Annotated in this window: 21 protein-coding genes, 4 tRNA genes and 1 pseudogene; 19 read left to right on the top strand and 7 right to left on the bottom strand. The window is 43.6% G+C overall.

Annotated features, from left to right (window positions below; genetic code table 11):
- Positions 1-257: 257 nt before the first annotated feature.
- From ACHUFN_RS18115 to ACHUFN_RS18090, 6 genes are all read left to right on the top strand, one after another.
- On the top strand, positions 258-3,065 hold the full coding sequence (locus ACHUFN_RS18115; protein WP_394224085.1) for a DNA translocase FtsK: 2,808 nt from the start codon (positions 258-260) through the stop codon (positions 3,063-3,065).
- Between the two features lie 16 nt (positions 3,066-3,081).
- Positions 3,082-3,882 carry an outer membrane lipoprotein periplasmic chaperone LolA gene (gene lolA / locus ACHUFN_RS18110; protein ID WP_394224083.1) on the top strand — a complete coding sequence of 267 codons (801 nt, stop codon included), beginning with the start codon at positions 3,082-3,084 and terminating at the stop codon, positions 3,880-3,882.
- Positions 3,869-5,176, top strand: coding sequence for a replication-associated recombination protein A (locus ACHUFN_RS18105; RefSeq protein ID WP_394224081.1), 1,308 nt, complete (start codon positions 3,869-3,871; stop codon positions 5,174-5,176). The genes lolA and ACHUFN_RS18105 overlap by 14 nt, the downstream gene beginning before the upstream one ends.
- 76 nt (positions 5,177-5,252) lie before the next feature.
- Positions 5,253-5,636 carry a fluoride efflux transporter CrcB gene (gene crcB / locus ACHUFN_RS18100; protein ID WP_394224079.1) on the top strand — a complete coding sequence of 128 codons (384 nt, stop codon included), beginning with the start codon at positions 5,253-5,255 and terminating at the stop codon, positions 5,634-5,636.
- Between the two features lie 10 nt (positions 5,637-5,646).
- Positions 5,647-6,945, top strand: a complete 1,299-nt coding sequence (gene serS / locus ACHUFN_RS18095; RefSeq protein WP_394224077.1) for a serine--tRNA ligase — start codon at positions 5,647-5,649, stop codon at positions 6,943-6,945.
- A gap of 132 nt (positions 6,946-7,077) precedes the next feature.
- Positions 7,078-7,782 (top strand): SOS response-associated peptidase family protein, encoded by a 705-nt coding sequence (locus ACHUFN_RS18090; protein WP_394224179.1) that lies wholly within the window; start codon positions 7,078-7,080, stop codon positions 7,780-7,782.
- A 111-nt stretch (positions 7,783-7,893) separates the two neighbouring features.
- Here the strand turns inward: ACHUFN_RS18090 and ACHUFN_RS18085 are convergent, their stop codons facing one another.
- The 6 genes from ACHUFN_RS18085 to ACHUFN_RS18060 all read right to left on the bottom strand — a co-directional run bounded on the left by ACHUFN_RS18085 (position 7,894) and on the right by ACHUFN_RS18060 (position 10,631).
- Positions 7,894-8,331 (bottom strand): host attachment protein, encoded by a 438-nt coding sequence (locus tag ACHUFN_RS18085; protein ID WP_394224075.1) that lies wholly within the window; start codon positions 8,329-8,331, stop codon positions 7,894-7,896.
- A 160-nt stretch (positions 8,332-8,491) separates the two neighbouring features.
- A complete protein-coding gene (locus tag ACHUFN_RS18080) occupies positions 8,492-8,839 on the bottom strand; it encodes a TusE/DsrC/DsvC family sulfur relay protein (protein ID WP_394224073.1) in 348 nt (115 codons plus the stop codon).
- Positions 8,839-9,153, bottom strand: coding sequence for a hypothetical protein (locus tag ACHUFN_RS18075; RefSeq protein WP_394224071.1), 315 nt, complete (start codon positions 9,151-9,153; stop codon positions 8,839-8,841). The genes ACHUFN_RS18080 and ACHUFN_RS18075 overlap by 1 nt, the downstream gene beginning before the upstream one ends.
- The gene (locus ACHUFN_RS18070) at positions 9,153-9,521 is read right to left on the bottom strand and encodes a DsrE family protein (protein ID WP_394224069.1); all 369 of its coding nucleotides are present in this window, start codon (positions 9,519-9,521) and stop codon (positions 9,153-9,155) included. The genes ACHUFN_RS18075 and ACHUFN_RS18070 overlap by 1 nt, the downstream gene beginning before the upstream one ends.
- Positions 9,521-9,910 carry a sulfurtransferase complex subunit TusD gene (tusD, locus tag ACHUFN_RS18065; RefSeq protein ID WP_394224067.1) on the bottom strand — a complete coding sequence of 130 codons (390 nt, stop codon included), beginning with the start codon at positions 9,908-9,910 and terminating at the stop codon, positions 9,521-9,523. Before tusD ends, ACHUFN_RS18070 begins: the two co-directional genes overlap by 1 nt.
- A gap of 55 nt (positions 9,911-9,965) precedes the next feature.
- Positions 9,966-10,631 (bottom strand): Bax inhibitor-1/YccA family protein, encoded by a 666-nt coding sequence (locus ACHUFN_RS18060; RefSeq protein WP_394224065.1) that lies wholly within the window; start codon positions 10,629-10,631, stop codon positions 9,966-9,968.
- A gap of 239 nt (positions 10,632-10,870) precedes the next feature.
- Here ACHUFN_RS18060 and ACHUFN_RS18055 point away from each other — a divergent pair.
- The 3 genes and pseudogenes from ACHUFN_RS18055 (at position 10,871) to ACHUFN_RS18045 (ending at position 11,574) form a co-directional block, all read left to right on the top strand.
- Positions 10,871-10,962, top strand: a tRNA-Ser gene (locus ACHUFN_RS18055).
- A 142-nt stretch (positions 10,963-11,104) separates the two neighbouring features.
- A pseudogene (locus ACHUFN_RS18050) lies at positions 11,105-11,347 on the top strand (DUF3360 family protein); the annotation flags it as partial.
- An 8-nt stretch (positions 11,348-11,355) separates the two neighbouring features.
- On the top strand, positions 11,356-11,574 hold the full coding sequence (locus ACHUFN_RS18045) for a DUF3360 family protein (protein WP_394224063.1): 219 nt from the start codon (positions 11,356-11,358) through the stop codon (positions 11,572-11,574).
- Positions 11,575-11,707: 133 nt separating this feature from the next.
- On the opposite strand, the gene ACHUFN_RS18040 is transcribed toward ACHUFN_RS18045, so the two are convergent.
- Complete coding sequence (locus ACHUFN_RS18040; protein ID WP_394224061.1) at positions 11,708-12,613, bottom strand: LysR family transcriptional regulator; 906 nt, start codon at positions 12,611-12,613, stop codon at positions 11,708-11,710.
- A gap of 178 nt (positions 12,614-12,791) precedes the next feature.
- Here ACHUFN_RS18040 and ACHUFN_RS18035 point away from each other — a divergent pair, with 178 nt between their 5' ends.
- The 10 genes from ACHUFN_RS18035 to ACHUFN_RS17990 all read left to right on the top strand — a co-directional run bounded on the left by ACHUFN_RS18035 (position 12,792) and on the right by ACHUFN_RS17990 (position 22,710).
- Entirely contained in the window at positions 12,792-13,250 is a 459-nt protein-coding gene (locus tag ACHUFN_RS18035) for a DoxX family protein (protein WP_394224059.1), read from the top strand.
- Positions 13,251-13,513: 263 nt separating this feature from the next.
- Positions 13,514-13,605: transfer RNA gene (locus ACHUFN_RS18030), tRNA-Ser, on the top strand.
- Positions 13,606-13,875: 270 nt separating this feature from the next.
- Positions 13,876-13,967: transfer RNA gene (locus ACHUFN_RS18025), tRNA-Ser, on the top strand.
- A 488-nt stretch (positions 13,968-14,455) separates the two neighbouring features.
- Positions 14,456-16,567 (top strand): 5-histidylcysteine sulfoxide synthase, encoded by a 2,112-nt coding sequence (ovoA, locus tag ACHUFN_RS18020; protein ID WP_394224057.1) that lies wholly within the window; start codon positions 14,456-14,458, stop codon positions 16,565-16,567.
- 187 nt (positions 16,568-16,754) lie between these two features.
- On the top strand, positions 16,755-18,191 hold the full coding sequence (locus ACHUFN_RS18015; RefSeq protein ID WP_394224178.1) for an aminotransferase class I/II-fold pyridoxal phosphate-dependent enzyme: 1,437 nt from the start codon (positions 16,755-16,757) through the stop codon (positions 18,189-18,191).
- 176 nt (positions 18,192-18,367) lie between these two features.
- Entirely contained in the window at positions 18,368-19,096 is a 729-nt protein-coding gene (locus ACHUFN_RS18010; RefSeq protein WP_394224055.1) for a pirin family protein, read from the top strand.
- Positions 19,097-19,278: 182 nt separating this feature from the next.
- Positions 19,279-19,923 carry a UvrY/SirA/GacA family response regulator transcription factor gene (gene uvrY, locus ACHUFN_RS18005; protein ID WP_394224053.1) on the top strand — a complete coding sequence of 215 codons (645 nt, stop codon included), beginning with the start codon at positions 19,279-19,281 and terminating at the stop codon, positions 19,921-19,923.
- Positions 19,924-19,954: 31 nt separating this feature from the next.
- Positions 19,955-21,772: an excinuclease ABC subunit UvrC gene (gene uvrC / locus ACHUFN_RS18000; protein ID WP_394224051.1), complete on the top strand. Its 1,818-nt coding sequence runs from the start codon at positions 19,955-19,957 to the stop codon at positions 21,770-21,772.
- Between the two features lie 123 nt (positions 21,773-21,895).
- A complete protein-coding gene (gene pgsA / locus ACHUFN_RS17995) occupies positions 21,896-22,468 on the top strand; it encodes a CDP-diacylglycerol--glycerol-3-phosphate 3-phosphatidyltransferase (RefSeq protein ID WP_394224049.1) in 573 nt (190 codons plus the stop codon).
- 169 nt (positions 22,469-22,637) lie between these two features.
- A tRNA-Gly gene (locus ACHUFN_RS17990) sits at positions 22,638-22,710 on the top strand.
- The last annotated feature ends 2 nt before the right edge of the window (positions 22,711-22,712 follow it).

Below are 22,712 nucleotides of genomic sequence, written 5' to 3'. Positions count from 1 at the left end.
ATGGCTCATTAGCGTGTTTTTGTGGTAGGCTGTGCAAAAATACAGTGTTTGTGTTTGGCTTAGGAAAATACAGCTAGCATAAATACAGTTTAGATGAGTGAGTTATTGCTCATAGTGCTCATTCACTCATTGAAAAATTAAACAAATAATAACAATTATGTAGGAATAGCAAAGAGTTCGCTAAGCTCTTTGTTGCTTTTAGCACATCGTTTAATGTGATAGCACATGCGATGGAATTTTGAAGGTTTTTTAGGGTTATGGCGCGATTAACAGGGGTTCAGCGAGTGTGGGAAGCAGGTATGATTATCGCCTGTGTTTTCGCCTTTTTCTTATTGCTGGCACTAGTATCTTTTCATCCAGGGGATCCAGGTTGGAGCCAAGCTGGCCTGCAACTTGACGTACACAACTGGGTTGGTGCAACCGGCGCATGGGTAGCCGACCTATTGCTCTTTTCATTCGGATTTTTGGCATTTTTGCTGCCGTTTGGCTCAGCGTTTTTGGGCTGGTTTTTATTTCAGCATATTAAAGAGTTAGATGAGTTCGACTACCTTACAATTGGTTTGCGTATAATCGGTGGCTTGCTAATGGCGCTTGGAGCCTCGGGAATCGCTAGCATTAATTTTGATGACATTTACAACTTTTCCGCTGGCGGCTTCGTTGGAGACGTCATTAGTTCAGCGCTAGTGCCGTACTTCAACACTGCAGGCACAATATTATTGCTGCTTTGCTTTTTTTGTACAGGCTTCACTTTACTCACCGGCATTAGCTGGTTAACCATTATAGATCGATTGGGTGAAGGAGCGTTGTGGTTAGGCCGTAAGACCTTATCTGCACCACAAAATCTTTTAGCCCTGGAAATGCCTCGTTTGGCATTGTCTAACAAGTCTACGGTCCAAGAAGGTAGCGATAGCGCCGAGCTTGATATAACAAGCATGCGAGCGGAGCCTTTAGCATCGACCACAGATGTTCAGCAGCCACATGCTCAAAACGTTGTTAATACCCGTAATGAACCAACGTTTGGTATTGATGATCTGAATGATGAGCCACCGTTCTACACATACGATTCAGCAAGTAATGCTACAGCACCTGAAAATGCATCTACGCATTTGCCAGAAAGTGAAGTTCAGACTGATATCAGTGACACAGAGCCTGATACAAAGAAGGCGGGCTTTTCTTTATCTGGAATGCGTGATGCGGTTACAGGCAGTTTGAAAGACAAAGTCGGGTTTGGCAAATCTAATCAAGAAGAGCCTGCGCCTTTACAAAGCGATAGTCATCAAGACGAAGAGCCAAGCAGTCAGGTTCAACAAAGCCCCCACATCAATTTTGACGACTTCGAAGAGTTTGACGAAGACTTACCGTATGAAACGGGAAGTAAGCCCCCAGCCGCTTCTAACAAGATAGACGTTAGCGATACAAGCAACGCTGAATATGCTTACGAAAAAAGCGAAGTGCAGCAAACATCTTCGGCTACGCCACCAGCGCAAACACAAGCAGCTCAAACATTTACTTCAGCCGCGTTAGGGGCAAAACCCGTAAAAGCGAGGGCAGGGGAGATTGATCACGACCTTCCCCCTATGCCTTCATTTGATTTATTGGAACGTGCTGATAAACACGAGAACCCGCTAACGCAAGAAGAAATAGACGGTATTTCTCGCCTTGTAGAAGAAAAGCTTGCTGACTTTAATATTGAAGCGACTGTGGTGGGAGTTTTCCCTGGGCCTGTAATCACCCGATTTGAGCTTGATTTGGCGCCTGGCGTAAAAGTAAGCAAAATTACTGGGCTTTCTAAAGATTTAGCACGTGCCATGTCAGCAATTTCAGTACGTGTGGTAGAAGTAATTCCTGGCAAGTCAGTTATCGGCCTTGAACTTCCTAACAAAAAGCGCGAAATGGTACGCTTAAGTGAAGTAATAAGTTGCGACACATTCCAGTCGAACAAGTCACCTCTTACCATGGTGCTGGGCGCAGATATATCAGGCAAGCCAGTGGTTGTTGATTTGGCGAAAATGCCTCACTTACTTGTAGCGGGTACAACGGGCTCGGGTAAGTCAGTGGGTGTAAACGTCATGATTCTTAGCTTGCTTTACAAGAGCACGCCTGAAGACGTGCGCATGATCATGATCGACCCCAAAATGCTTGAGCTTTCAGTGTATGAAGGTATTCCTCACTTGCTCGCTGAAGTGGTGACAGACATGAAAGAAGCCGCGAATGCGCTTCGTTGGTGTGTGGGTGAGATGGAGCGCCGCTATCGCTTAATGAGCGCTTTAGGGGTGCGTAATCTTAAGGGCTATAACGCCAAAGTTACCGAAGCCATTGCAAATGGTACGCCAATTAAAGACCCACTTTGGAAGAATGAAGAGAGTATGGATGCAGAGGCACCGGACCTAGAAAAACTTCCTGCGATAGTAGTGGTAGTTGACGAATTTGCCGACATGATGATGATTGTGGGTAAAAAAGTAGAAGAACTTATTGCGCGTATTGCGCAAAAAGCCCGTGCCGCCGGAATTCACCTTATTCTTGCCACTCAGCGCCCATCTGTAGACGTAATTACCGGCCTTATTAAAGCTAATATTCCAACCCGTTGTGCATTCCAAGTTTCAAGTAAAATTGATTCAAGAACTATTTTGGACCAACAAGGTGCCGAAACCTTACTTGGTATGGGTGACATGCTGTATTTACCGCCGGGTAGCCCTGTACCTACGCGGGTTCATGGTGCGTTTGTTGATGACCATGAAGTTCACGCCGTTGTTGCCGATTGGCAGAAGCGAGGCAAGCCGGATTATATTGATGAAATTCTAAATGGCGAAGCAACAGCCGAAGTACTATTGCCAGGCGAACAACCTGAAGGCGAAGACCAAGAGTTCGATGCGTTTTACGATGAGGCTGTGGCGTTTGTGACTGAAACACGTCGCGCAAGTGTGTCTAGCGTGCAACGCAAATTTAGAATTGGTTACAACCGCGCCGCGCGATTAGTTGAACAAATGGAAATGAGTGGGGTCGTAAGTGCACAGGGGCACAACGGTAACCGTGAGGTACTTGCACCTCCGCCTCACAAAGAATAACGAACGGATTGAATAAATGAATAAAGCAGTTTCGGTTTATTTAGTAAGTGCCATTGCTGGCGTAAGTATGTTGGGCGACAGTTTGCACGTTGCTAATGCAGCACAAAATGATGCGCACAACCCAAATGAAGCAACGTTAGTTTCATTTTCAGACCAAGATACCAACAATCTAAAAAAACATGAAGATAACGCGCTTGCGGATCCAAGTGCTGAACAGGACTCAAGTGCTGCAGCCAGCGCATCGCTGCAAGCTTTGCTTAGCAATATGAAGCAGTTTAGAGCAGGTTTCGCTCAAACCGTGGTTGATGCCCAGCAAAACGTAGTTCACGAAGCGCAGGGTACACTTACCATGACACGTCCTAACAAATTGCGCTGGGAGACCACCTTTCCTGACGAAACACTGTTGGTCGCAGATGGCGAAGCGGTTTGGAACGTCGATACGTTTGTAGAACAAGTGACTGTGCTGTCGCAAGCAAACGCAATTAAAGATAACCCCATTGTTTTGCTTACTTCTACCGACGAGGCGACATGGTCTTCATTTTCAATCAATAAAACAAAACATGCGTCAGCAGCTGGCAACACAATAAGTGATAGTGAAGAACGCTATCAAATTTCGCCAAAGGAAGCAGGGGGACAAATTGTTGCGCTAACCCTGACGTTCAATCAAGAAAACGAGCTTACGTCGCTTGATATGCTTGATGCTCAGCAGCAAGTAAGCACCCTAGTCTTCAACAATATTGAGACACGTTTTCCTGTGCCTGCCGACACCTTCTCAGTTGAAATTCCAGATAGCTTCATAATTGATGACCAGCGTTAATCAAGAATTTGTTCCTTTAGCGGCGCGCATGCGCCCTGTAACTATTGAACAGTACAGTGGGCAAGATCATTTATTAGGCGAGGGCAAACCACTTCGTAAAATGGTAGAAGCGGGTCATTGCCACTCCATGATTTTATGGGGCCCACCTGGCACCGGTAAAACTACACTTGCAGAGCTTATCGCACAGTATACCAATGCGTCTGTTTTACGCATTTCAGCCGTGACTTCTGGGATAAAAGACATCAGAGCGGCAATGGATACAGCTGAAGAGAACGCCCGTTTTAAGCAGCGAACCTTGTTGTTTGTTGACGAGGTACATCGATTTAACAAAAGTCAGCAGGACGCGTTTCTTCCCTTTGTAGAATCTGGCGTAGTAACGTTTATTGGGGCTACGACAGAAAATCCGTCGTTTGAATTAAATAAAGCGTTATTATCACGTGTTCGTGTGTACGTACTAAAGACACTAGAACAACACGCGCTATCTGAACTTATTGACAGAGCATTAAGTGATACCGAAAAAGGCCTTGGTGAAAGACTGCTGGGTATTGATGAAACGGCAAGAAATGCGCTGATTGACTTAAGTGGTGGCGACGCACGACGTCTTTTAACGTATTTAGAGCTTGCCGCTGATTTTACTAGTACTAAAGAAATCACGGTAAGCGACATTGAACACGCTGTAGGTGAAAAAGTTGCCAGTTATGATAACAAAGGCGATACCTTCTACGATTTAATTTCTGCATTTCACAAATCGGTTAGGGGTTCAGACCCCGATGCAGCTTTATATTGGTATGCAAGAATTCTAGATGGAGGCGGCGACGCACTTTATGTAGGTAGACGCCTTTTAGCGATTGCATCGGAAGATATCGGTAATGCCGATCCACGCGCCATGCAGCTGTGCATCAACGCTTGGGATACGTTTCATCGGGTAGGTCCTGCTGAAGGCGAGCGCGCTATCGCACAAGCTGCGGTGTATTGCGCACTAGCAGCAAAAAGTAACGCCGTATATATGGCGTTTAGTGAAGCCAAAGCACTAGCGCGAAAAACCTCAGATGCGCCTGTTCCCATGCATCTGCGCAATGCACCTACGTCGCTGATGAAAGAGTTAGGTCATGGTAATGGATATCGCTATGCGCACAACGAGCCAAATGCGTTCGCCGCAGGTGAGTCATATTTCCCCGAAAGCCTTACCGGAACGCGCTTATACAACCCCAATGAGCGCGGTTTGGAAAAAGCCCTTAAAGCAAAACGAGAATTTCTCGATTCACTTAATGCGAGAAGCCCCAATAAAAGGTAAAGTTGCAAGCGTATACAGTGACTTAATCAAAAAAGTATAGATTAGTTTACAAAAAGAACGCGCTAGGGAGTTTTTCGTGCCTCAAGGGTTAGCTTTATATTGTTTTATTGCCGCAGGCGGTGCGACTGGCGCTTGTTTACGCTATTTTGTTACCACAAGTGTCGATTCCTTATTTGGAAAACACATGCCGTTTGGTACACTAACGGTGAATGTGGTTGGGTCGTTTGCTCTCGCATTGCTTTACGGCTTTATTGAGCGTAACGAGCTGAGCGATTCTCCCTACCGTGCGCTCATCGGTGTTGGGCTGTTAGGTGCTTTTACCACATTTTCAACATTTTCTGTTGAAACGTTAACTTTGCTAGAAAATGGGCTGTGGCATAAAGCTGCAGCAAATGTACTTCTTAATGTTGGCGCCTGTTTATTAGCGGGTTGGCTGGCAATTGAACTAATGAAAGGATAATTAGAAACACATGTTAGATCCAAAGTGTTTGCGAAGCGATATAGAACAAACAGCTAAGCGATTGGCTGCCCGTGGTTTTAACCTCGATGTAGCAGCTTTTAGTTCGCTTGAAGAAAAAAGAAAAACACTTCAGTCCAGAACACAGGATCTGCAAAACGAGCGTAACGTACGAAGTAAATCCATTGGTAAAGCAAAAGCACAGGGTCAAGACATTGCGCCTTTACTTGCTGAAGTGGGTAAGCTTGGCGATGAGCTTGATGCCGCTAAAGCAGAGCTTAGCGAACTGTTAGAAGAAATTAATATTCTTACTCAGGGCATTCCGAATCTCCCTCACGAATCTGTTCCAGAAGGCAAAGACGAGGACGACAACGTCGAGATTTCTCGTTGGGGTGAGCCGCGCACTTTTGACTTTGACGTTAAAGATCACGTCGATTTAGCAGAAGGCCTTAACAACGGTCTGGATTTTGCCACGGCAAGTAAGCTTACCGGAAGCCGCTTTGTAGTGATGCGCGGCGATATTGCGCGCCTCAATCGTGCTATTGCTCAGTTTATGCTTGATACTCATACTCAAGAGCATGGGTATCAGGAAATGTATGTGCCTTATTTGGTGAATGCAGATAGCTTGTACGGAACAGGACAATTACCTAAGTTCGGTGAAGATTTGTTTCACACTCAGCCAGCAACCGAAGAAGGTCAAGGGCTTAGCCTTATTCCAACGGCAGAAGTGCCGCTAACGAATATTGCGCGTGATGAAATCTTAGATGCGAAAACGTTGCCAGTGAAAATGACGGCGCATACACCGTGTTTCCGTTCAGAAGCGGGGTCTTACGGTCGTGATACACGTGGTCTTATTCGTCAGCATCAGTTCGATAAAATTGAACTTGTACAGCTAGTAAAGCCGGAAGATAGTTTTGATGCGCTAGAAGCGCTAACAGGCCACGCTGAAGTTATTCTGCAAAAGCTAGAGTTACCGTACCGTAAAGTACTGCTTTGTACGGGCGATATGGGCTTTGGTGCATGTAAAACGTATGACCTTGAAGTGTGGCTTCCTGCGCAAAACACGTACCGCGAAATTTCTTCATGTTCAAACATGTTGGATTTCCAAGCTAGACGTATGCAAGCAAGATTCCGCAGCCCAGAAACCAATAAGCCAGAATTGCTTCACACTCTGAACGGTTCGGGTTTGGCAGTCGGACGCACGCTTGTTGCCATTCTAGAAAATAATCAGCAAGCTGATGGTAGTGTAACTATTCCAAAAGCGCTGGTGCCTTATATGGCTGGCCAAGAAATCATTAAAGCTAGCGCATAAAAGCAGTTTACTGGCACACATGAAAAAGTGTGTCGCTGTTTGTTAACGCGCTATGCAATAAGTAAGTAGGATCCGGTGCTGCGAAGTACCGGATTTGTTTTTTAATTTTCCAAAGTGTTGAGGAGACTCATCATTTGTGGCTTTATTCAACGTATAACCGACTCACCTGATGTCATTGCCCTGTTAGAAGAGGTAGGGCTTACTCAAACTATCGACCTTTTCGTGCAAGAGTCTTCGCACAGCAATGTGCTTAACTTTTATCCAGCCTTTGGCAGAGCGCCTGAACGGCAAATATCTAATTTAATCATTTCCAGCAAAGAAACCGTGGATGCGACATGGTGGTTCGATGCGAAGCCCGAGGGTGAATCCCTTAGAATTGGTGACAGAACCACGTTTAATGCACGAAACCTTGATAGCCCTTACTGGAAGAAATTCATTCACCAAAGAAGAGCCATTGTTATTGCAACCGCGGTTGGGGAATCGAATCCGGTAGGCAAGGGTAAGGCGCATTACCTCATGAAACCGGTAACGGGAGCCCTTTTAATTGGTGCAGTGTACCGTCGATTCAGCAACGGAAAGTATTCATGTGCCGTCGTTACGCGGCCACCCATTGAAGGTTTTAGCCAATACCACGAAAAGTCTATACCGTGCTTTCTACCTCACAATAAACACGCGATTGACGTATGGCTTTCAACTGACACACAAGGAAGCCTTAACCCAGAGGTAGCCTATATGTTGGAAAATCCGCAGCTTTATACTGACCTTGAAGTTACGCAAGTGAAGACATTTAAAAATGCACAAAGTATGGGTGCACCGGCCATCTTAAAAGCAAGGTGATGGCCAAGTGCGTATAAACGTAGAGGTTGCCCAACAAAAAGCGCAGCTCAAGTGAATGCTGCGCTTCAAAGATAGATTAGGCTGGTTATAACGCTTATAGAGAACGCTGTACTACTTAAGATAACCTAAAAGCGTTTCTTTATCCGAACCCAAAACGTTTTTATTAACTTCTTTGTCAATCAGATCGGCACATTGAGATGTCATCACATTTCTAAGCTTACCGAGAAAGCCCGGGCCACTAATAATGTCAATTGAAGCGACAACACCTTTCTTTCGCTGGTCATCGAACCAGTCTGCGATATCGTGAGCAAAGCGCTCGTCCTCTAGCTCTGCAGCATCCTTTCGGTTCATACTATCAACACCTTGCACCTGTGTTGCTGGTGCAGACTGTCGGCCTGGTCTGTCGGTGTAAATGTCTTGATCTCGTGCGTCGCTAAACTCGTTGTTCCACGTATTGACTTCATCAAGTTCTGACCCGTGATTAGCATATGTGTATGCCACAGCTTCATCGTGGTTTGCAACTAACACGTAGTTTCGTTGAACTGTCATACAGCCTCCTGTTCCCATGTATGTAAAACTTTCACGCTTACCGAAGAGATTTCATTATTTACACGAAAAGTGGGCGTAAAACTTCGCTTCAGCGCGTATGTGAGAAAGTGGCTGCAATATTGACACCAGAAAACGTGATTAATGGTGCATCGCTAAATGCTTAAAGACACTTAGCCGGTTTCGGCAAGCCCGCAAGCTTGGTTGCTTGTTTAGCTGGGCCTTTCTTAAAAAGTCGTTGTAGGTAGCGACTGTTACCTTTTTCTGGCCCGAATTTATTTGCCATTGCTTTTACCAAAGCGCGAATAGCTGGGCTAGTTTCGTATTCTTCGTAAAATGCTCGTACAAATCGAACCACTTCCCAATGCGCTTCGGTAAGTTCTATATTTTCTTCTTGAGCGAGCAATTCGACCATGCCTTCTTCCCAAAGGGTGTAGTCGAGTAGATAGCCAGCTTTATCAGTCGGGATTTCTTGTCCGTTGTAAGTGAAGCTGTATGTTTCTTGTGTCATTAAAGCGTTACCCACTGCGTGCAATTCGCTGACAGCGCAGCAAATTCGTTCAAAGTTATTGATGTAATGTGTTCAGGTAGCCGAGCGCCCCTTGATGCAGCATCGCCGTCTACAACGGCCACGCGTAATGTTGTTTTGGGTTTTGCTAGCCGAGCAAGTGTAACAAAAAGGTCAGGGTTAAGTGCTGGAGCGTAAACGCCATCTCCAGTGCACACCGCGTATACGGCATATGTGCTATCAGACTGTTCAAACGCCGCAGTTAGAAACGCTTTATCAGCATGGCTTAGGTTTGACGATGTTATATTGATAAGCATTAAAAACTCACCACATGATCAGCGCTGGCTAATAGCGCTACTTTTTCCTTTGCATTCACCCACTGACACGCCAGTTCTTCAGCAACCTTTATGTTGTTAAGTGTACCTTCTAAATTATGAGCGTCCGCACTGTCTTGGCACACAAAGCAATCCTCAATATCAAAAAACGGCATACTGGCTAAACGTTTTGTGTGGTTCTTCAAACCTTTAGTTGAAGCTGCCTTTACCAATTGCAGAACGCCTTCGTTTTCGAACAGCACTTTAATGTCGTGACCATAGTTAGTTGCAGCAAGCGCAAAGTCTAAACCGTCTTGGCCTTTGGCATTTGCGTAGGGGGCGTGGGTAAATCTTATTAATAAGGTAGCCATTAAAATTGTACCAGTCTGTTACAATCGTGAAGCGCAGTAAAAAACTCACCCAACCCTGCTTGTTCAAAGGGGGGCGCTAAGTTGGCATGGGCTAAACCATTCTCCTTCGCTTCTAGTTCACTCACAATACCGCGCTTCACGGCGGCAGTAATGCAGACTAACAGTTTAACATTATGACTAACGGCGAGCGCTTTCCAAGCGTCATACGCAAACAGTTCATCGCCTGTATGAAGCATCAAACTGTTAGTGTGGTGCACACCTTCGCTGTAAAAGAAAACGTTGTTTACTGTATCACCGTTTTCGATTGCAGCCTGCACGAAGGATAGGGCGCGTAACGCTGAATCACCTTGAAAAGGTGAAGATGTGATAAGGATTGAATATTCTGCCATACAAATAAAAACACCCCGGTTAAGGGGTGTTTCTTCTTAAACCTTAAACGCTAAATTAATCGTCGCCACCGAATGCACCTAGTAGGTGAAGGATAGACGTGAACAAGTTGTATATGTTCAAGTATAGCGAAACTGTGGCGCGAATGTAGTTTGTTTCACCACCGTGAATAATACGGCTTGTGTCAAACAGGATAAAACCTGACATGATGAACACAATCGCAGCGCTGATTGCTAGGCTTACCGCAGGTACAGCAAAGAAGATGTTTGCAATAGCCGCTACTAAAACAACAACCAAACCCACTACTAGGAAACCGCCCATAAACGAGAAGTCTTTCTTAGTGGTTAGGGCATAGCCAGACAACGCGAAGAATACAAGCGCAGTTGCGCCTAGTGCTTCCATTATCAACCCTGGGCCAGCAACGCCTAAGTAAAAATTAAGCGTGTAACCTAAAGAGGCTCCCAGCAAGCCGGTGAAAGCAAATACCCAGTAAATGCCTGATGCTGAATCTGCTTTTTTCTGAACGACAAACAGCGTGATAAAAGCGCCGATAGTCATAACAAGAGACATCATAGGAGAAATGCCTACTGCCATTGCTATACCAGCACAAACTGCACTAAACGCTAGTGTCATCGCAAGCAGCATGTAGGTGTTGCGTAGAACCTTGTTCGTCTGCAATACCGATGGTTGAGATGCACTTGAATACATCGAACGTTGATCCATTGTTTCCTCCAATAGGACTTATAATATGACCAAAATGGTACACAATTATTTAGTGTATGTTGTATGGCTTTTAGTTCCCATTTTCAAGTAGTTTCAAATGAAAATGATGTCAGGTGGATATAAAAACATCGTTGATACGCCGAAAATCACGTATTTGTTTGAATTCTCGACACTTAAACAACTTTTTTAATTTTTCGCTTTACAGTTATCAAAATATCATTAAGATACGCAGCACTTCAGGAGAGTTGGCAGAGCCCGGTTTAATGCACCTGACTTGAAATCAGACGTGGGGTCAAACCCACCGGGGGTTCGAATCCCTCACTCTCCGCCATATTACGAAAACCCGCACATTGTTGCGGGTTTTTTTATGCCTTTTGTTCAATTCCTACCTGAGTATAAGACCACAGTCGCATTGTTACATTCCGTTCTCATGTTTAGGCTTGCGTCTTCTTCGCGTAATCTAAAGGTGTTATGTGTCACAAGAAAGTGCCTCTTATCAAAATCTCCACAAGCCAAGCTCTAGTTTCAAAACTCGAGAAGACTATTTAAATCACGAGCTACAAATACTCTCACCTAAACGCTGGCGTATTAATATGCCGGGAAAAGATTACCGCATTGAGTGGGAAGACTTTGTGCCTGGAATGGCTGCTACCATAGGAAAAATTGTTATGGTTGCCGCCGTAGTGGGGGCGTTTGCTGCGCCGCTAGGGCTATCGCATTAGTTGTGATTTCATCGGTACTGGTTAATCCAGTATTTGGTTGGTCGTTTACCATGCTGTTAGATAACTTGGGCTTAGTGGGTTGTAAAGATAGAGCAGGAGAGCTAGGTAAGGCAGGGCGCTGGCTAATTCCTGGTATCACGTTTTTAGTATTGTGCACAGTAATGGCGCTAATTGGGATGTTCCCGGGTGTGCCCGCTATTATGGAAGCATTTAGGGTATAGCTAAAGCGCTGGCAATGTATGAGCAAATAGCAACATCAGCAGGAACTTGGTGCTTATTGTTTAGCACGGGTTACTTATAAGGGTTCATTAGGTGTGGGCGTAAAGCGTTTACTTTAGGCCCTTTCTCGTATTACTACCTATCCCAACGGGGTGTGCCTTCAAAATATTCAGATAAAAAGTCGATAAAGACTCTTAGTTTGCTAGATATAAGCTTACGGTGAGGATACACAGCGTATAACGTTATGGGTTGAGGTAGGTATTCATCGAGAAAAGAAACCAGCTCTCCTTTTTTAAGCGCTTCGCCAGCAATAAAAGTAGGTTGTAAAACATATCCTTCTCCTTGCTTTGCCACATTAGTGAGTACCTCTCCGTTATTAGCCGTGAGTTTTGGTGTTCTTTTTTGTGCGTTCGCTTTGAGCGCACAAACAAGTTCTGATTTGTCACCGTCGTAATTTATATATGAGTATTCAAGATAGTGCTCAGGGTTAAGTTCGCTAGGGCGGCTTGGCGTACCATATTTTTTTAAATATGTCGGAGACGCAAAAAGCGCTAAGTTTATTGTGGTTATTTTTTTTGCCACCAGTGTGCTGTTTGCAAGGTGTCCCGCACGTATTGCCACATCAAACCCTTCATCAATAACATCAATTTTTCTGTCGTTAAGCTGCAAATTGATCGACACCTGCGGGTGTGCTTGTTGGAATGCGCCTATCGCATCTGCTAAGTGCAGCGTAGAAAAAGAGACAGGCGCGCTTACGTGAAGAACGCCTTTAGCCTCGGTATTAAAAAGACCAAGCTGGCTTTCCATGTCGTTGATGCTTTCAATAATATGGTTTGCGTGTTGTAAACACTGTTGCCCTGCCTCGGTTAAATGAATTTTTCGCGTTGTACGATTGAATAACCGCGTGTCTAACTGCCTTTCCAATTCCGCTACGTATTTACTTACCAGCTGATTTGACGTATCTAATTTATCTGCAGCTTTTGTAAAGCTTCCTTCATTGGCAACAACAATAAAGGTTTTTAACAACGTTAGTCTGTCCATTTTGAGCAAGCTCTCTAATTAATTAACAACATTATGTTGTTAATCATTCAATAAATTCCGTCTTTATTCAATGCTTGTTGGTAACTATTCTATATCCATCAGGTTAGCGCTAACGATGTAGAGCAAAACGTAGCTCAGGCGCGAATCGTTTTAATGTAAATATTTAGAGGATATGACAATGAACAATCAATTTTTAAAAAACATCTTTACTTCAAACCGTAGCCTTTCAAGCTTAGTTCTGCGCGTGCCAGTAGGTATTATCTTAGCTGCTCATGGCGCACAAAAGCTCTTCGGGTGGTTTGGTGGATACGGTTTAGAAGGCACAGGACAATGGATGGAAAGTATTGGATTAGCACCTGGCTTCCTAATGGCATTGCTAGCGGGAAGTGCAGAGTTCTTCGGAGGTATTGCACTAATACTTGGCTTACTTACGCGTCCAGCCGCTCTTGTCAGTGCTTTCACTATGGTAATCGCTATCTTTAGTGTGCATGCAGCAAATGGACTGTTTATGAGTAACAACGGTTATGAGTTTGCTTTAACACTGCTTGCGGCAACGAGTGCACTGGCTATTCAAGGTGGAGGTAAGCTTTCGGTAGATACACTAATTAGTGAAAAGCTTTCGCCAGAAACAAAATAAACGCTACATGGAAATTGCATTAGTAGAAGGGGCCTGTACTTTACTCAATATTTACTACGATTAAAGTACAGGCTTTTTCTACATTCCTAAGTTTGTTTAAAAAACACCGAAATCAAAGTGCGATCGGTTACTTCCAGATAAGCAAACCTACACATTAACATTCAAATTTTAAACACTTTGTTTATCTATTAGTCGGTTAAACGTGAAAGTGTAAATTAGTGCTTTACAGTCTTGGTTAAATCATTAAGATACGCAGCACTTCAGGAGAGTTGGCAGAGCCCGGTTTAATGCACCTGACTTGAAATCAGACGTGGGGTCAAACCCACCGGGGGTTCGAATCCCTCACTCTCCGCCACATTACGAAAACACGCACATTGTTGCGGGTTTTTTTATGGCTTAAATAAAACATTTCGTCATATCTAGAAAAAGCCGACCGAAATCGCATTACTTACTGGGTTATCTTTACTTGAACTAAAGATAACCCGAATAACGCGAAAATTGATTTTATTTTAAGCAAACATAATTATAGCGCTTGCGAAAAGATGAATATTTCACCAGTTGATTGATTTAATTGAAATTAGTGCTTTACAGCGGCAATTAAATCATTAAGATAAGCGTCACTTCAGGAGAGTTGGCAGAGCCCGGTTTAATGCACCTGACTTGAAATCAGACGTGGGGTCACACCCACCGGGGGTTCGAATCCCTCACTCTCCGCCACATTACGAAAACCCGCACATTGTTGCGGGTTTTTTTATGCCTACAATATTTCCGTCATGCTCATCTTAGTTAAAATCCACCTGCGAAATACGTTTGCTCCGTTTCGACTACCGCTATGCGCAAGGCAATGCTACAACCGTTTATTACCAGAGGTTGAACAAGTTCAGCAAAACGCGTAGTTTAACGTTAAAAGACACTAGCAATTATTGTCGAACGTTTCATAAGAGGGAGTTGAAATGAAAAAGGGAATGTTAAATATCATCTTAAGTACGCCGAAAGATTTTCTGATCTCATCCTGTCTGTATCTTGTAAATACTGAATATTCCATACAAGCCCTGAAGTGTCGCGCTTTCTTCATAAAAGCTTGATACAACTAACAGGGTGAACGATCAACTGAATTCATTACGGCATTAAAGGGTGTTTGCGTTTGCACGCGCAGCGCTGGTCCTACGCAGTTGGTAGTAATAACAAGAATTCGAGAGGACATTATGCAGGCAATGCCCACACTTAATTTAAGGGAAGGAACCGTTGACCAAAAAAGGCAGGAGATAAAGGCTTATTTCCTGGATTCTTTTGATACTTATGAGTCTCTATTTTCTTGTCTGGCGACTGACGAGGTCTTTTATCAGCGCCCAGAAAAACTTCGCCATCCTCTTATTTTTTATTTTGGTCACACGGCCACCTTCTTCATAAACAAGCTGGTATTGTCTAAAGCCATAAACGAGCGTATTAACCCGAAATTTGAGTCGCTCTTTGCCATTGGTGTAGATGAGATGAGTTGGGATGACTTAAATGATGCGAATTACGACTGGCCTGAAGTAGAGGCTGTGCGCCATTATCGCAATCAGGTGCGCACCCTAGTTTGTGATTTGATAGATACAATGTCATTCACTATGCCTGTTGATTGGGAAAGCCCAATGTGGCCCGTAGTGATGGGGATAGAGCACGAGCGCATTCATTTGGAAACATCGTCTGTGTTGATTAGGCAGTTGCCCATTTCTTCTGTAAGGCCCAGTGCAGAATGGCCTGCTTGCCAATCTATGGTGAAGCACTTTGATAAACTACAGGCTAATTCGCTTATTCGTGTGCCAGCACAAGAAGTGGTTCACGACAAGAAGTGGGATAGCGACTACTACGGTTGGGATAACGAGTATGGTTATCAAAAAGATACAGTAAGTGATTTTAGTGCGTCTTCCTTTCTTGTAAGCAATGGGGAATTTCTCTCTTTTGTTAAGGATGGCGGCTATAAAAATGCAAAGTATTGGGAAGCTGAAGGAAACAAGTGGCGCGAATACACGAAAACGCAGCATCCCGTTTTTTGGATTAAGAAGGCCGACGACTATGCATACCGTAGTATGCTTGAAGAGCATCCACTGCCACTAGATTGGCCTGTTGATGTTAATTACCATGAAGCCAAAGCCTTTTGTAATTACAAAAGTGAAAAAACAGGCGAGCTTATTCGTCTTCCCACCGAAAACGAATGGTTGGCTATTCGCCAGCAAGCAGGTGTTACACAAACCGTTTATGCCAGCGGATTTAATATAGCACTTCAAAAGTTTGCCTCTAGTGAGCCTGTTACCGCTAACCAATCGGGCGAGTTTTTCGATGTGGTGGGGAATGTATGGCAGTGGACCGAAACACCCATTTACCCTTTTGAAGGGTTTAAGGTTCACCCGCTTTATGACGACTTTACCACGCCAACGTTCGATAATAAGCACAACTTAATTAAAGGCGGAAGCTGGATTTCAACGGGTAACGAAGCAATGAAAGATAGTCGCTATGCGTTTAGACGACACTTTTTTCAACATGCTGGGTTTAGATACGTACAAGGAAAGCGAGTAATTGCTGTGAACGATTTTGATTATGAAAGTGATACACAAGTTTCACAATACAGTGAATTTCACTACGGCGATGAATACTACAATGTGCCCAATTTTGCTAAAGCCAGTGCGCAGTTCTGTATTGACGCTATGCAAGGGCGTAACCATACCAAAGCGCTGGATTTAGGGTGCGCAGTTGGCCGTTCAACTTTTGAATTAGCAAAACACTTTGATCATGTAGATGGTATCGACTTTTCTGCACGCTTTATCAAAACCGCATTTGATATGCAGGAGCGCGGTGAAATACGCTATAACCTTATTGAAGAGGGTGAATTAACCTCATTTAAAGCGCGAAAGCTGTCTGCTCTGGGCTTAGAAAATAGCGCTGAGAAAGTGGCGTTTGCACAAGGAGATGCGTGTAACTTAAAGCCGCAGTTTACGGGGTATGACCTCATCTTTATGGGTAATTTAATTGACCGTGTATACAGCCCTCGAAAAGTATTAAACGATATGGCAAAGCGTTTAAATAAGGGAGGCCTTTTAGTTGTAGCGAGCCCATTTACTTGGCTTGAGGAGTATACCGACAGAAGCGAATGGCTGGGTGGCTACAAAGATGAAAATGGCGAAACGTTAAGCTCTACCCAAGCATTAGAAGCTGCCTTAGGCGATAGTTTCAATCGGGTAGGTAATCCTACAGAAATACCTTTTGTTATTCGCGAAACAAAACGCAAATATCAGCATACTCTGTCTGAGTTTAATGTTTTTGAAAAGTTAGATTAGCAACTTACATGAAGTACACCTTGAACTATACAAGGTGGTACTTTTCTTGTGCAACTAAAGGCAAATGTCAATATTTGTATCGTCGTAAATAAATGGTCAGAGAAAGCGTTGAGGAAAAATAAGGAAAGAAAGAGTGAGTTTAAGTGAAAATCAACTTCCTCTGTTTTCGTCGCTTCAAAGTGAATTTATGCCATACAAGAATGTATGGCAGGCCCCGTCTTGCCTAAAGCTTGATCAAACCCGTTTGAAATACTCTGCAATTTTTCGTCGCTTTCAAGGGGCTTCGTCTAGCCAAGCAACAGTGGTAAAGCATGAGCAAAACCCCATTGCGATGTGGATTGCGGATATAGATATTCCGCCTTGCGAACACATATTAAGTGTCATCACTCACAACCTTCGTACAACATACGGGTATCAGTCGCTTTATATTGGTGATGCGGTAGCTCAGTGGTATGAAAGAAGCTTGCCTAAGAATAGTCGTTTTACAGTAGAAGCCAGTGACATTGTTGATGTTACCAGTGTTATTGGTGCAGTAGACGTGGCGTTGAGAACTTTTTGTCGGCCGAAACAAAAAGTAATGGTATTTACTCCTACTTATGCGCCATTAACAGAAGCTATTACAAATAATGCATTAATACCGGTTTTTATTCCTTTAAAACAGCACACTCTGTTTGAAGCAACGGTGCCTTGTGAAAGCGCGAGTAATTCTGCCTCAAAGCAATTAAAAAGTGTTGAGTCATCAAATGCTCGTTTCGACATGTCGGCGTTAGATGAATCTGCTGCCGCGTTTGTTATTTGCCATCCTAACAATCCAACAGGAACCGTGTTAAGCACAGAAGAGCAGATTGCTATTACTGATTTTTGCGCTCGTCATAATATTTTGCTTATCACTGATGAAGTGCATAGCGAATTTGCGTTTAATACGTTTAACGAGCCAACGCTTATTCCTCTGTTTGGTGTTGGGGCTCTAAGCGGGAATCGAAAAGATGAACGACAGCCAGGTTTGCACTCTCTCCCTCGAATCATTCATATCAACAGTGTGTCGAAAGCGTTTAATTTAGCAAGTGTTCCCGGTGCGTCTTACGCAATTATTAAAGACAAGCAAACAAGGGAAAAATTTAGAGAGGCCATTAACGCACGGCACTTATATGCTAGTAATGTAGGAAAGGTGGCGTTGATTGCTGCTTATGAGCAGGGCAGCACATGGCTAGATGACGTTAAAAGTGCTCTTGGTTTTAACCGAAAACTGGTTTCTCGTTTTTTTGAGTACTACGGTATTACGGCTACTTATACCATGGGAAATGCTGGGTATTTTCTTTGGTTAGATCTTCAATCGTTTCCGTCACAAATTCCGACGTCAAGGTTGCAAAATGCTGTCAAAGATAAACTGACACAACGCCGCTTGTCAGAAAAACCTAACAAGCAAAGCACGTCAAATCAGTCACAATTAGATTCACAGCAATACTCCCCCGTTAAAAGCGTAGAAGAGTGCATAGAACGGGGCGTCATTGGAAACGACGGCGCGCCATTTGGTGCTGCACATCATATTAGGCTGAATTTGGCTTGCCATCCTGCAGTTATTGAAAGTGCGTTACAACGCTTGTGTTTTGTTTCTTGCCCTTAAACTTGTCTTTTTATTTAATCTAATTAATAGAACGTTAAGCTCAAATATCTGACATTTTATTTCTAATAAAGAGAATTAAAATAGACATCATTGAAATTTGCCAACGTCACTAACAACGCGTGAATGAAACAACGTTCATAGCAAAAGGCCTGGCTACCTAAATTTAGGAGAGCAATATGATGTATTTGAGAAAAGCAGACGAACGTGGAAAGGTTAATTTGGGCTGGTTAGAAAGCCAACACAGCTTTTCGTTCGGACACTACTATGACGCGAAGCACATGGGATTTTCTGCGCTACGTGTGATAAACGACGACGTGGTGCAAGCAGGAAGAGGCTTTGAAACCCACGGGCACCGAGATATGGAGATCATATCTTACGTTGTGAGTGGTGCACTGAAACATAAAGACAGTACTGGCAATGAGTATGTAGTGCCAGCGGGTGACGTGCAAGTTATGAGTGCAGGCAAGGGCATCATGCATTCAGAATTTAACCCATCAACAGAAGAGCCCGTAAATTTTTTGCAAATATGGATTGTGCCTAATGAAACAGGCGGGCTGCCAAGTTATGCGCAAAAAACGTTTGGTGGTAACGCTGGCGGACGTAATGAAAGCCATCAGTTAGAGCTACTGGTAAGCGATGATTGTAGAGATGGTTCGTTACAAATCAAGCAAAATGCGTCAATTGGCCGATTAACGTTGAACGCAGATGATACTTGGCAGCATTTAACTCGTGAGAGAAAAGGCTATCTTCATATTATTTCGGGCAATGCTGAAATTACGGTGCAAAGCGAAGACGGTAGCGTGCAACTTAGTAGAGGCGATGCAGTTGGCATTTTCGAGCAGGATGGCATACACGTAACTGCAACAGAAGATGTGATTGCACTATGGTTTGATTTGCCAAAATAAATTAGCTAAAAGTAATCTATATCAATAATTTATTTACAAAGTGTGTATCTTCACTTCACGAAAGCGTATCTCGTGGTATGATGACTTGGTTGAGGTTTAAAGCTGTTTATATTTACAATTTGTAAGAGTTAAGCAGCTTTAGATCCTGTTGTATATAAAACCGAAGTCAGTGAGATACTAGAGTGATAAAAATAATCCTAGCAGATGATCATGATTTGGTCAGAACAGGGATACGCCGGATTCTGGAAGATGTAAGTGATTTCACCATTCTCGCAGAGGCGAAAAATGGTGAAGACGCGGTACAATTGTGCCGCAAAAATGCGCCAGATGTGGTACTCATGGACGTGAACATGCCCGGTATTGGTGGACTAGAAGCGACGAAAAAAATTGTTCGCATGTCTGAAAATACACGCGTTATTTGTGTTTCAATGCACAAAGAAAGCCCTATACCTATGCAAGTAATGGATGCGGGCGCTTACGGCTTTTTGACCAAAGACGCAGAGCCTGAAGAAGTGATACTTGCCATTCACAAAGTGGCCGCAGGGCAAAAGTATATCGATAGCGAAGTGGCTAACAGTATTGCCATTGGTAAATTATTACCTAGTTCGGATAATCCATTTGACGAGCTTTCAAGTAGAGAACTTACTATTGCTATGCGTTTAACTGAAGGCCATAAAGTGCCTGATATAGCTCGTGAACTTAGTATTAACTCGAAAACCGTTAATACCTATCGTTATCGAATGTTTCAAAAGTTAGGCGTGAATTCTGACGTAGAGTTAACGCATTTAGCCTATCGTCATAAGCTAATTAATCCTAATACCTTTTAAGCGTCACTAGACGCACAACGTCAAAGTGATTATGTCTGCATTTGATTCAGCAGCATTTCTTAAAAATCTAACCTCTCAACCTGGTGTGTACCGAATGTACAATAGCCAGGAAGAGGTGATTTACGTAGGAAAAGCCAAAAACCTAAAAAAGCGCGTATCGAGTTATTTTCGAACTAACGTAGATAATGCTAAAACCCGTTCGTTAGTCAGCCAGATTGCGAACATGGACGTCACTGTTGTAAACAGTGAGACCGAAGCGTTCTTACTAGAAAACAACTTCATCAAAAAATACAAGCCACGTTACAACGTGGTTATGCGTGACGATAAATCTTATCCCTTTATTTTTCTGTCAGACCACGAGCATCCACGGTTGTCTTTTCATCGTGGCCCACAAAAAAAGAAAGGCGAATACTTCGGCCCTTATCCTAGCGCATGGTCAGTGCGAGAAAGCTTGCGCTCTATGCAGCGTATTTTCCCGGTCCGTCAATGTGAAGATAGCTACTATCGCGCTCGAAGTAGGCCGTGTCTTCAATACCAGATGCAGCGATGCAGCGCCCCCTGTGTTGAAGGTTATGTGAGTGACGAAGAATACAAAGAGCAGGTCAATTTCGCTCGTTTGTTTTTAAAGGGCAAAAACCAACAGGTGATTGGTGGGCTGGTGGAAAAAATGGAAAAGGCCAGCGAAGCATTAAACTTTGAAGCCGCCGCGCGGTATCGCGATCAAATAAACGCCTTAAGGAAAGTACAAGAACGCCAATGGGTTGCAGGTACCCAAGACGAAATGGATGTGTTTGGTTTTGCGTTCAAAGGCAATATGGCGTGCATTCAGGTGATGTTTATTCGCGAGGGGCAACTGTTGGGCAGTAAGGCTTACTTCCCTAAAGTGCCCAATACCGCAGATGAGCAAGAAGTTTTCGAGTCATTCTTTTTACAATTCTATTTGGCGGGCAACAAAGTTATACCGAAACAAATTGTGTTAAGTAATACGTTAAGTGATGAGGAAGCCATTGCTGATGTGCTTGCCACTGAAGCTGGACACAAAGTGCAATTCTTCAAAGGGGCAAGGGAAGAGAAGCGTAAGTATTTGCAGCTTGCCCAGTCAAATGCACAAAATGCACTTGATGCACAATACAGTCAGCAGAAATCTGTCTTCGCACGTTACCTCGATTTAGAATCGGCGCTAGAAGTAGATGCGCCAATACAGCGTATGGAGTGTTTTGATATTTCTCACACGTCGGGTCAACAAACGGTTGCATCGTGTGTGGTATTTAATCGAGAGGGGCCTCATAAAAGCGACTATCGCCGTTACAATATAGAGGGCATTACGCCAGGTGATGATTACGCAGCCATGGCTCAAGCACTAAAGCGGCGCTATAAATCTGTGAAAGAGGTGCAAAAAATTCCTGATCTTCTACTAATAGATGGCGGAAAGGGACAACTTGCACAGGCAGAAGCTTTTTTTGAAGATTGGCCGCATGATAAAAAACCTATGCTGCTAGGTGTGGCAAAGGGCACTACTCGTAAGCCGGGGTTAGAAACACTCATTTTAGCAGGCAGTCACCAAGTGCTTCCAATGGACAGCCATTCGCCCGGTCTCCACCTTATTCAGCATATTCGTGACGAGTCACACCGTTTTGCTATAACTGGACATCGAAACCGACGTCAGAAAGTGAAAACCACCTCAAGTTTGGAAAGTATTCCTGGCATTGGTGCAAAACGAAGACAAACGCTGCTTAAATTTATGGGAGGCTTGCAGGGCCTTAAAAAAGCCAGTAAAGATGAGATAGCCAGTGTGCCAGGTATTAGCGCTGAATTAGCCGATACTATTTATGACCATCTTCACCAATAAATGAATGAGTAACAAGCAATACATTACAAATTGAGGTAATGTGTTACAAAAATGAAAGATGCAGAGCTTCAAAGCTAACGCGCTAAAACGCCCTTAAAGGCATAACACCGAGACGTACTTTTTATGTGGACTGTTCCAAACTGTATTACTTTATTCCGAGTAATCCTTATTCCTGTTTTTGTAGTTGTTTATTTTCTTGATTGGCGTTGGGCACATGAAGCGGGTGCTTTTATTTTCTGGCTTGCCGCTATAACCGATTGGTTCGATGGCTATTTAGCAAGAAAACTTCAGCAATCTACGCCTTTTGGTGCCTTTTTAGACCCTGTGGCAGATAAACTCATAGTAGGCGCTGCCTTGCTCATGATTACACATAGTTATGCGAATCTATGGATCACCTTGCCATCCATTGCACTTTTAGTACGTGAAATTTATGTGTCAGCGCTACGCGAATGGATGGGTTCAAATGGGGTAAGAGACGCAGTAAAAGTGTCTTTTATAGGCAAAGCAAAAACAACTGCGCAAATGTTAGCCTTAATTGGCCTGCTTTCGGGCTTAGAAACTTTTATGGGTGTAACTATTTATTGGGTTTCTTTAGGTTATATTCTTTTATATTTCTCAGCAGTGCTGTCAATTTGGTCAATGTTTGTTTATACAAAAGCGGCATGGCCACACCTTCGCACCGGCGCAATTAAGTGAAATTGATCGTACATTAATCAAAGTGAATAAAAATATAGCAAACGATCATAAAAAGCTGCATTTATCTCAATTTAAACGCTTTTTTGTGTTGACAGTTTTGAATGGGTAGGTAGAATGCATCCCACATTTCGAGAGGACATCAACCAAACGAAATGGTCGATTAAGACATGCGGGAATAGCTCAGTTGGTAGAGCACGACCTTGCCAAGGTCGGGGTCGCGAGTTCGAATCTCGTTTCCCGCTCC

Source organism: Alteromonas gracilis, from assembly GCF_043642145.1.
Taxonomy (GTDB): domain Bacteria; phylum Pseudomonadota; class Gammaproteobacteria; order Enterobacterales; family Alteromonadaceae; genus Alteromonas; species Alteromonas gracilis_B.
The sequence above is the reverse complement of the archived record's forward strand: the minus strand, read 5'-3'. Positions and strand labels throughout refer to the sequence as shown.

Bases quoted from the DNA above. Each gene is read 5' to 3' on its own strand.
- ACHUFN_RS18115 (WP_394224085.1), top strand. From the start codon at position 258: ATGGCGCGATTAACAGGGGTTCAGCGAGTGTGGGAAGCAGGTATGATT.
- lolA (WP_394224083.1), top strand. From the start codon at position 3,082: ATGAATAAAGCAGTTTCGGTTTATTTAGTAAGTGCCATTGCTGGCGTA.
- ACHUFN_RS18105 (WP_394224081.1), top strand. From the start codon at position 3,869: ATGACCAGCGTTAATCAAGAATTTGTTCCTTTAGCGGCGCGCATGCGC.
- serS (WP_394224077.1), top strand. From the start codon at position 5,647: ATGTTAGATCCAAAGTGTTTGCGAAGCGATATAGAACAAACAGCTAAG.
- ACHUFN_RS18085 (WP_394224075.1), bottom strand. From the start codon at position 8,331: ATGACAGTTCAACGAAACTACGTGTTAGTTGCAAACCACGATGAAGCT.
- ACHUFN_RS18080 (WP_394224073.1), bottom strand. From the start codon at position 8,839: ATGACACAAGAAACATACAGCTTCACTTACAACGGACAAGAAATCCCG.
- ACHUFN_RS18075 (WP_394224071.1), bottom strand. From the start codon at position 9,153: ATGCTTATCAATATAACATCGTCAAACCTAAGCCATGCTGATAAAGCG.
- ACHUFN_RS18070 (WP_394224069.1), bottom strand. From the start codon at position 9,521: ATGGCTACCTTATTAATAAGATTTACCCACGCCCCCTACGCAAATGCC.
- tusD (WP_394224067.1), bottom strand. From the start codon at position 9,910: ATGGCAGAATATTCAATCCTTATCACATCTTCACCTTTTCAAGGTGAT.
- ACHUFN_RS18060 (WP_394224065.1), bottom strand. From the start codon at position 10,631: ATGGATCAACGTTCGATGTATTCAAGTGCATCTCAACCATCGGTATTG.
- ACHUFN_RS18040 (WP_394224061.1), bottom strand. From the start codon at position 12,613: ATGGACAGACTAACGTTGTTAAAAACCTTTATTGTTGTTGCCAATGAA.
- ACHUFN_RS18035 (WP_394224059.1), top strand. From the start codon at position 12,792: ATGAACAATCAATTTTTAAAAAACATCTTTACTTCAAACCGTAGCCTT.
- ovoA (WP_394224057.1), top strand. From the start codon at position 14,456: ATGCAGGCAATGCCCACACTTAATTTAAGGGAAGGAACCGTTGACCAA.
- ACHUFN_RS18015 (WP_394224178.1), top strand. From the start codon at position 16,755: ATGCCATACAAGAATGTATGGCAGGCCCCGTCTTGCCTAAAGCTTGAT.
- ACHUFN_RS18010 (WP_394224055.1), top strand. From the start codon at position 18,368: ATGATGTATTTGAGAAAAGCAGACGAACGTGGAAAGGTTAATTTGGGC.
- uvrC (WP_394224051.1), top strand. From the start codon at position 19,955: ATGTCTGCATTTGATTCAGCAGCATTTCTTAAAAATCTAACCTCTCAA.
- pgsA (WP_394224049.1), top strand. From the start codon at position 21,896: ATGTGGACTGTTCCAAACTGTATTACTTTATTCCGAGTAATCCTTATT.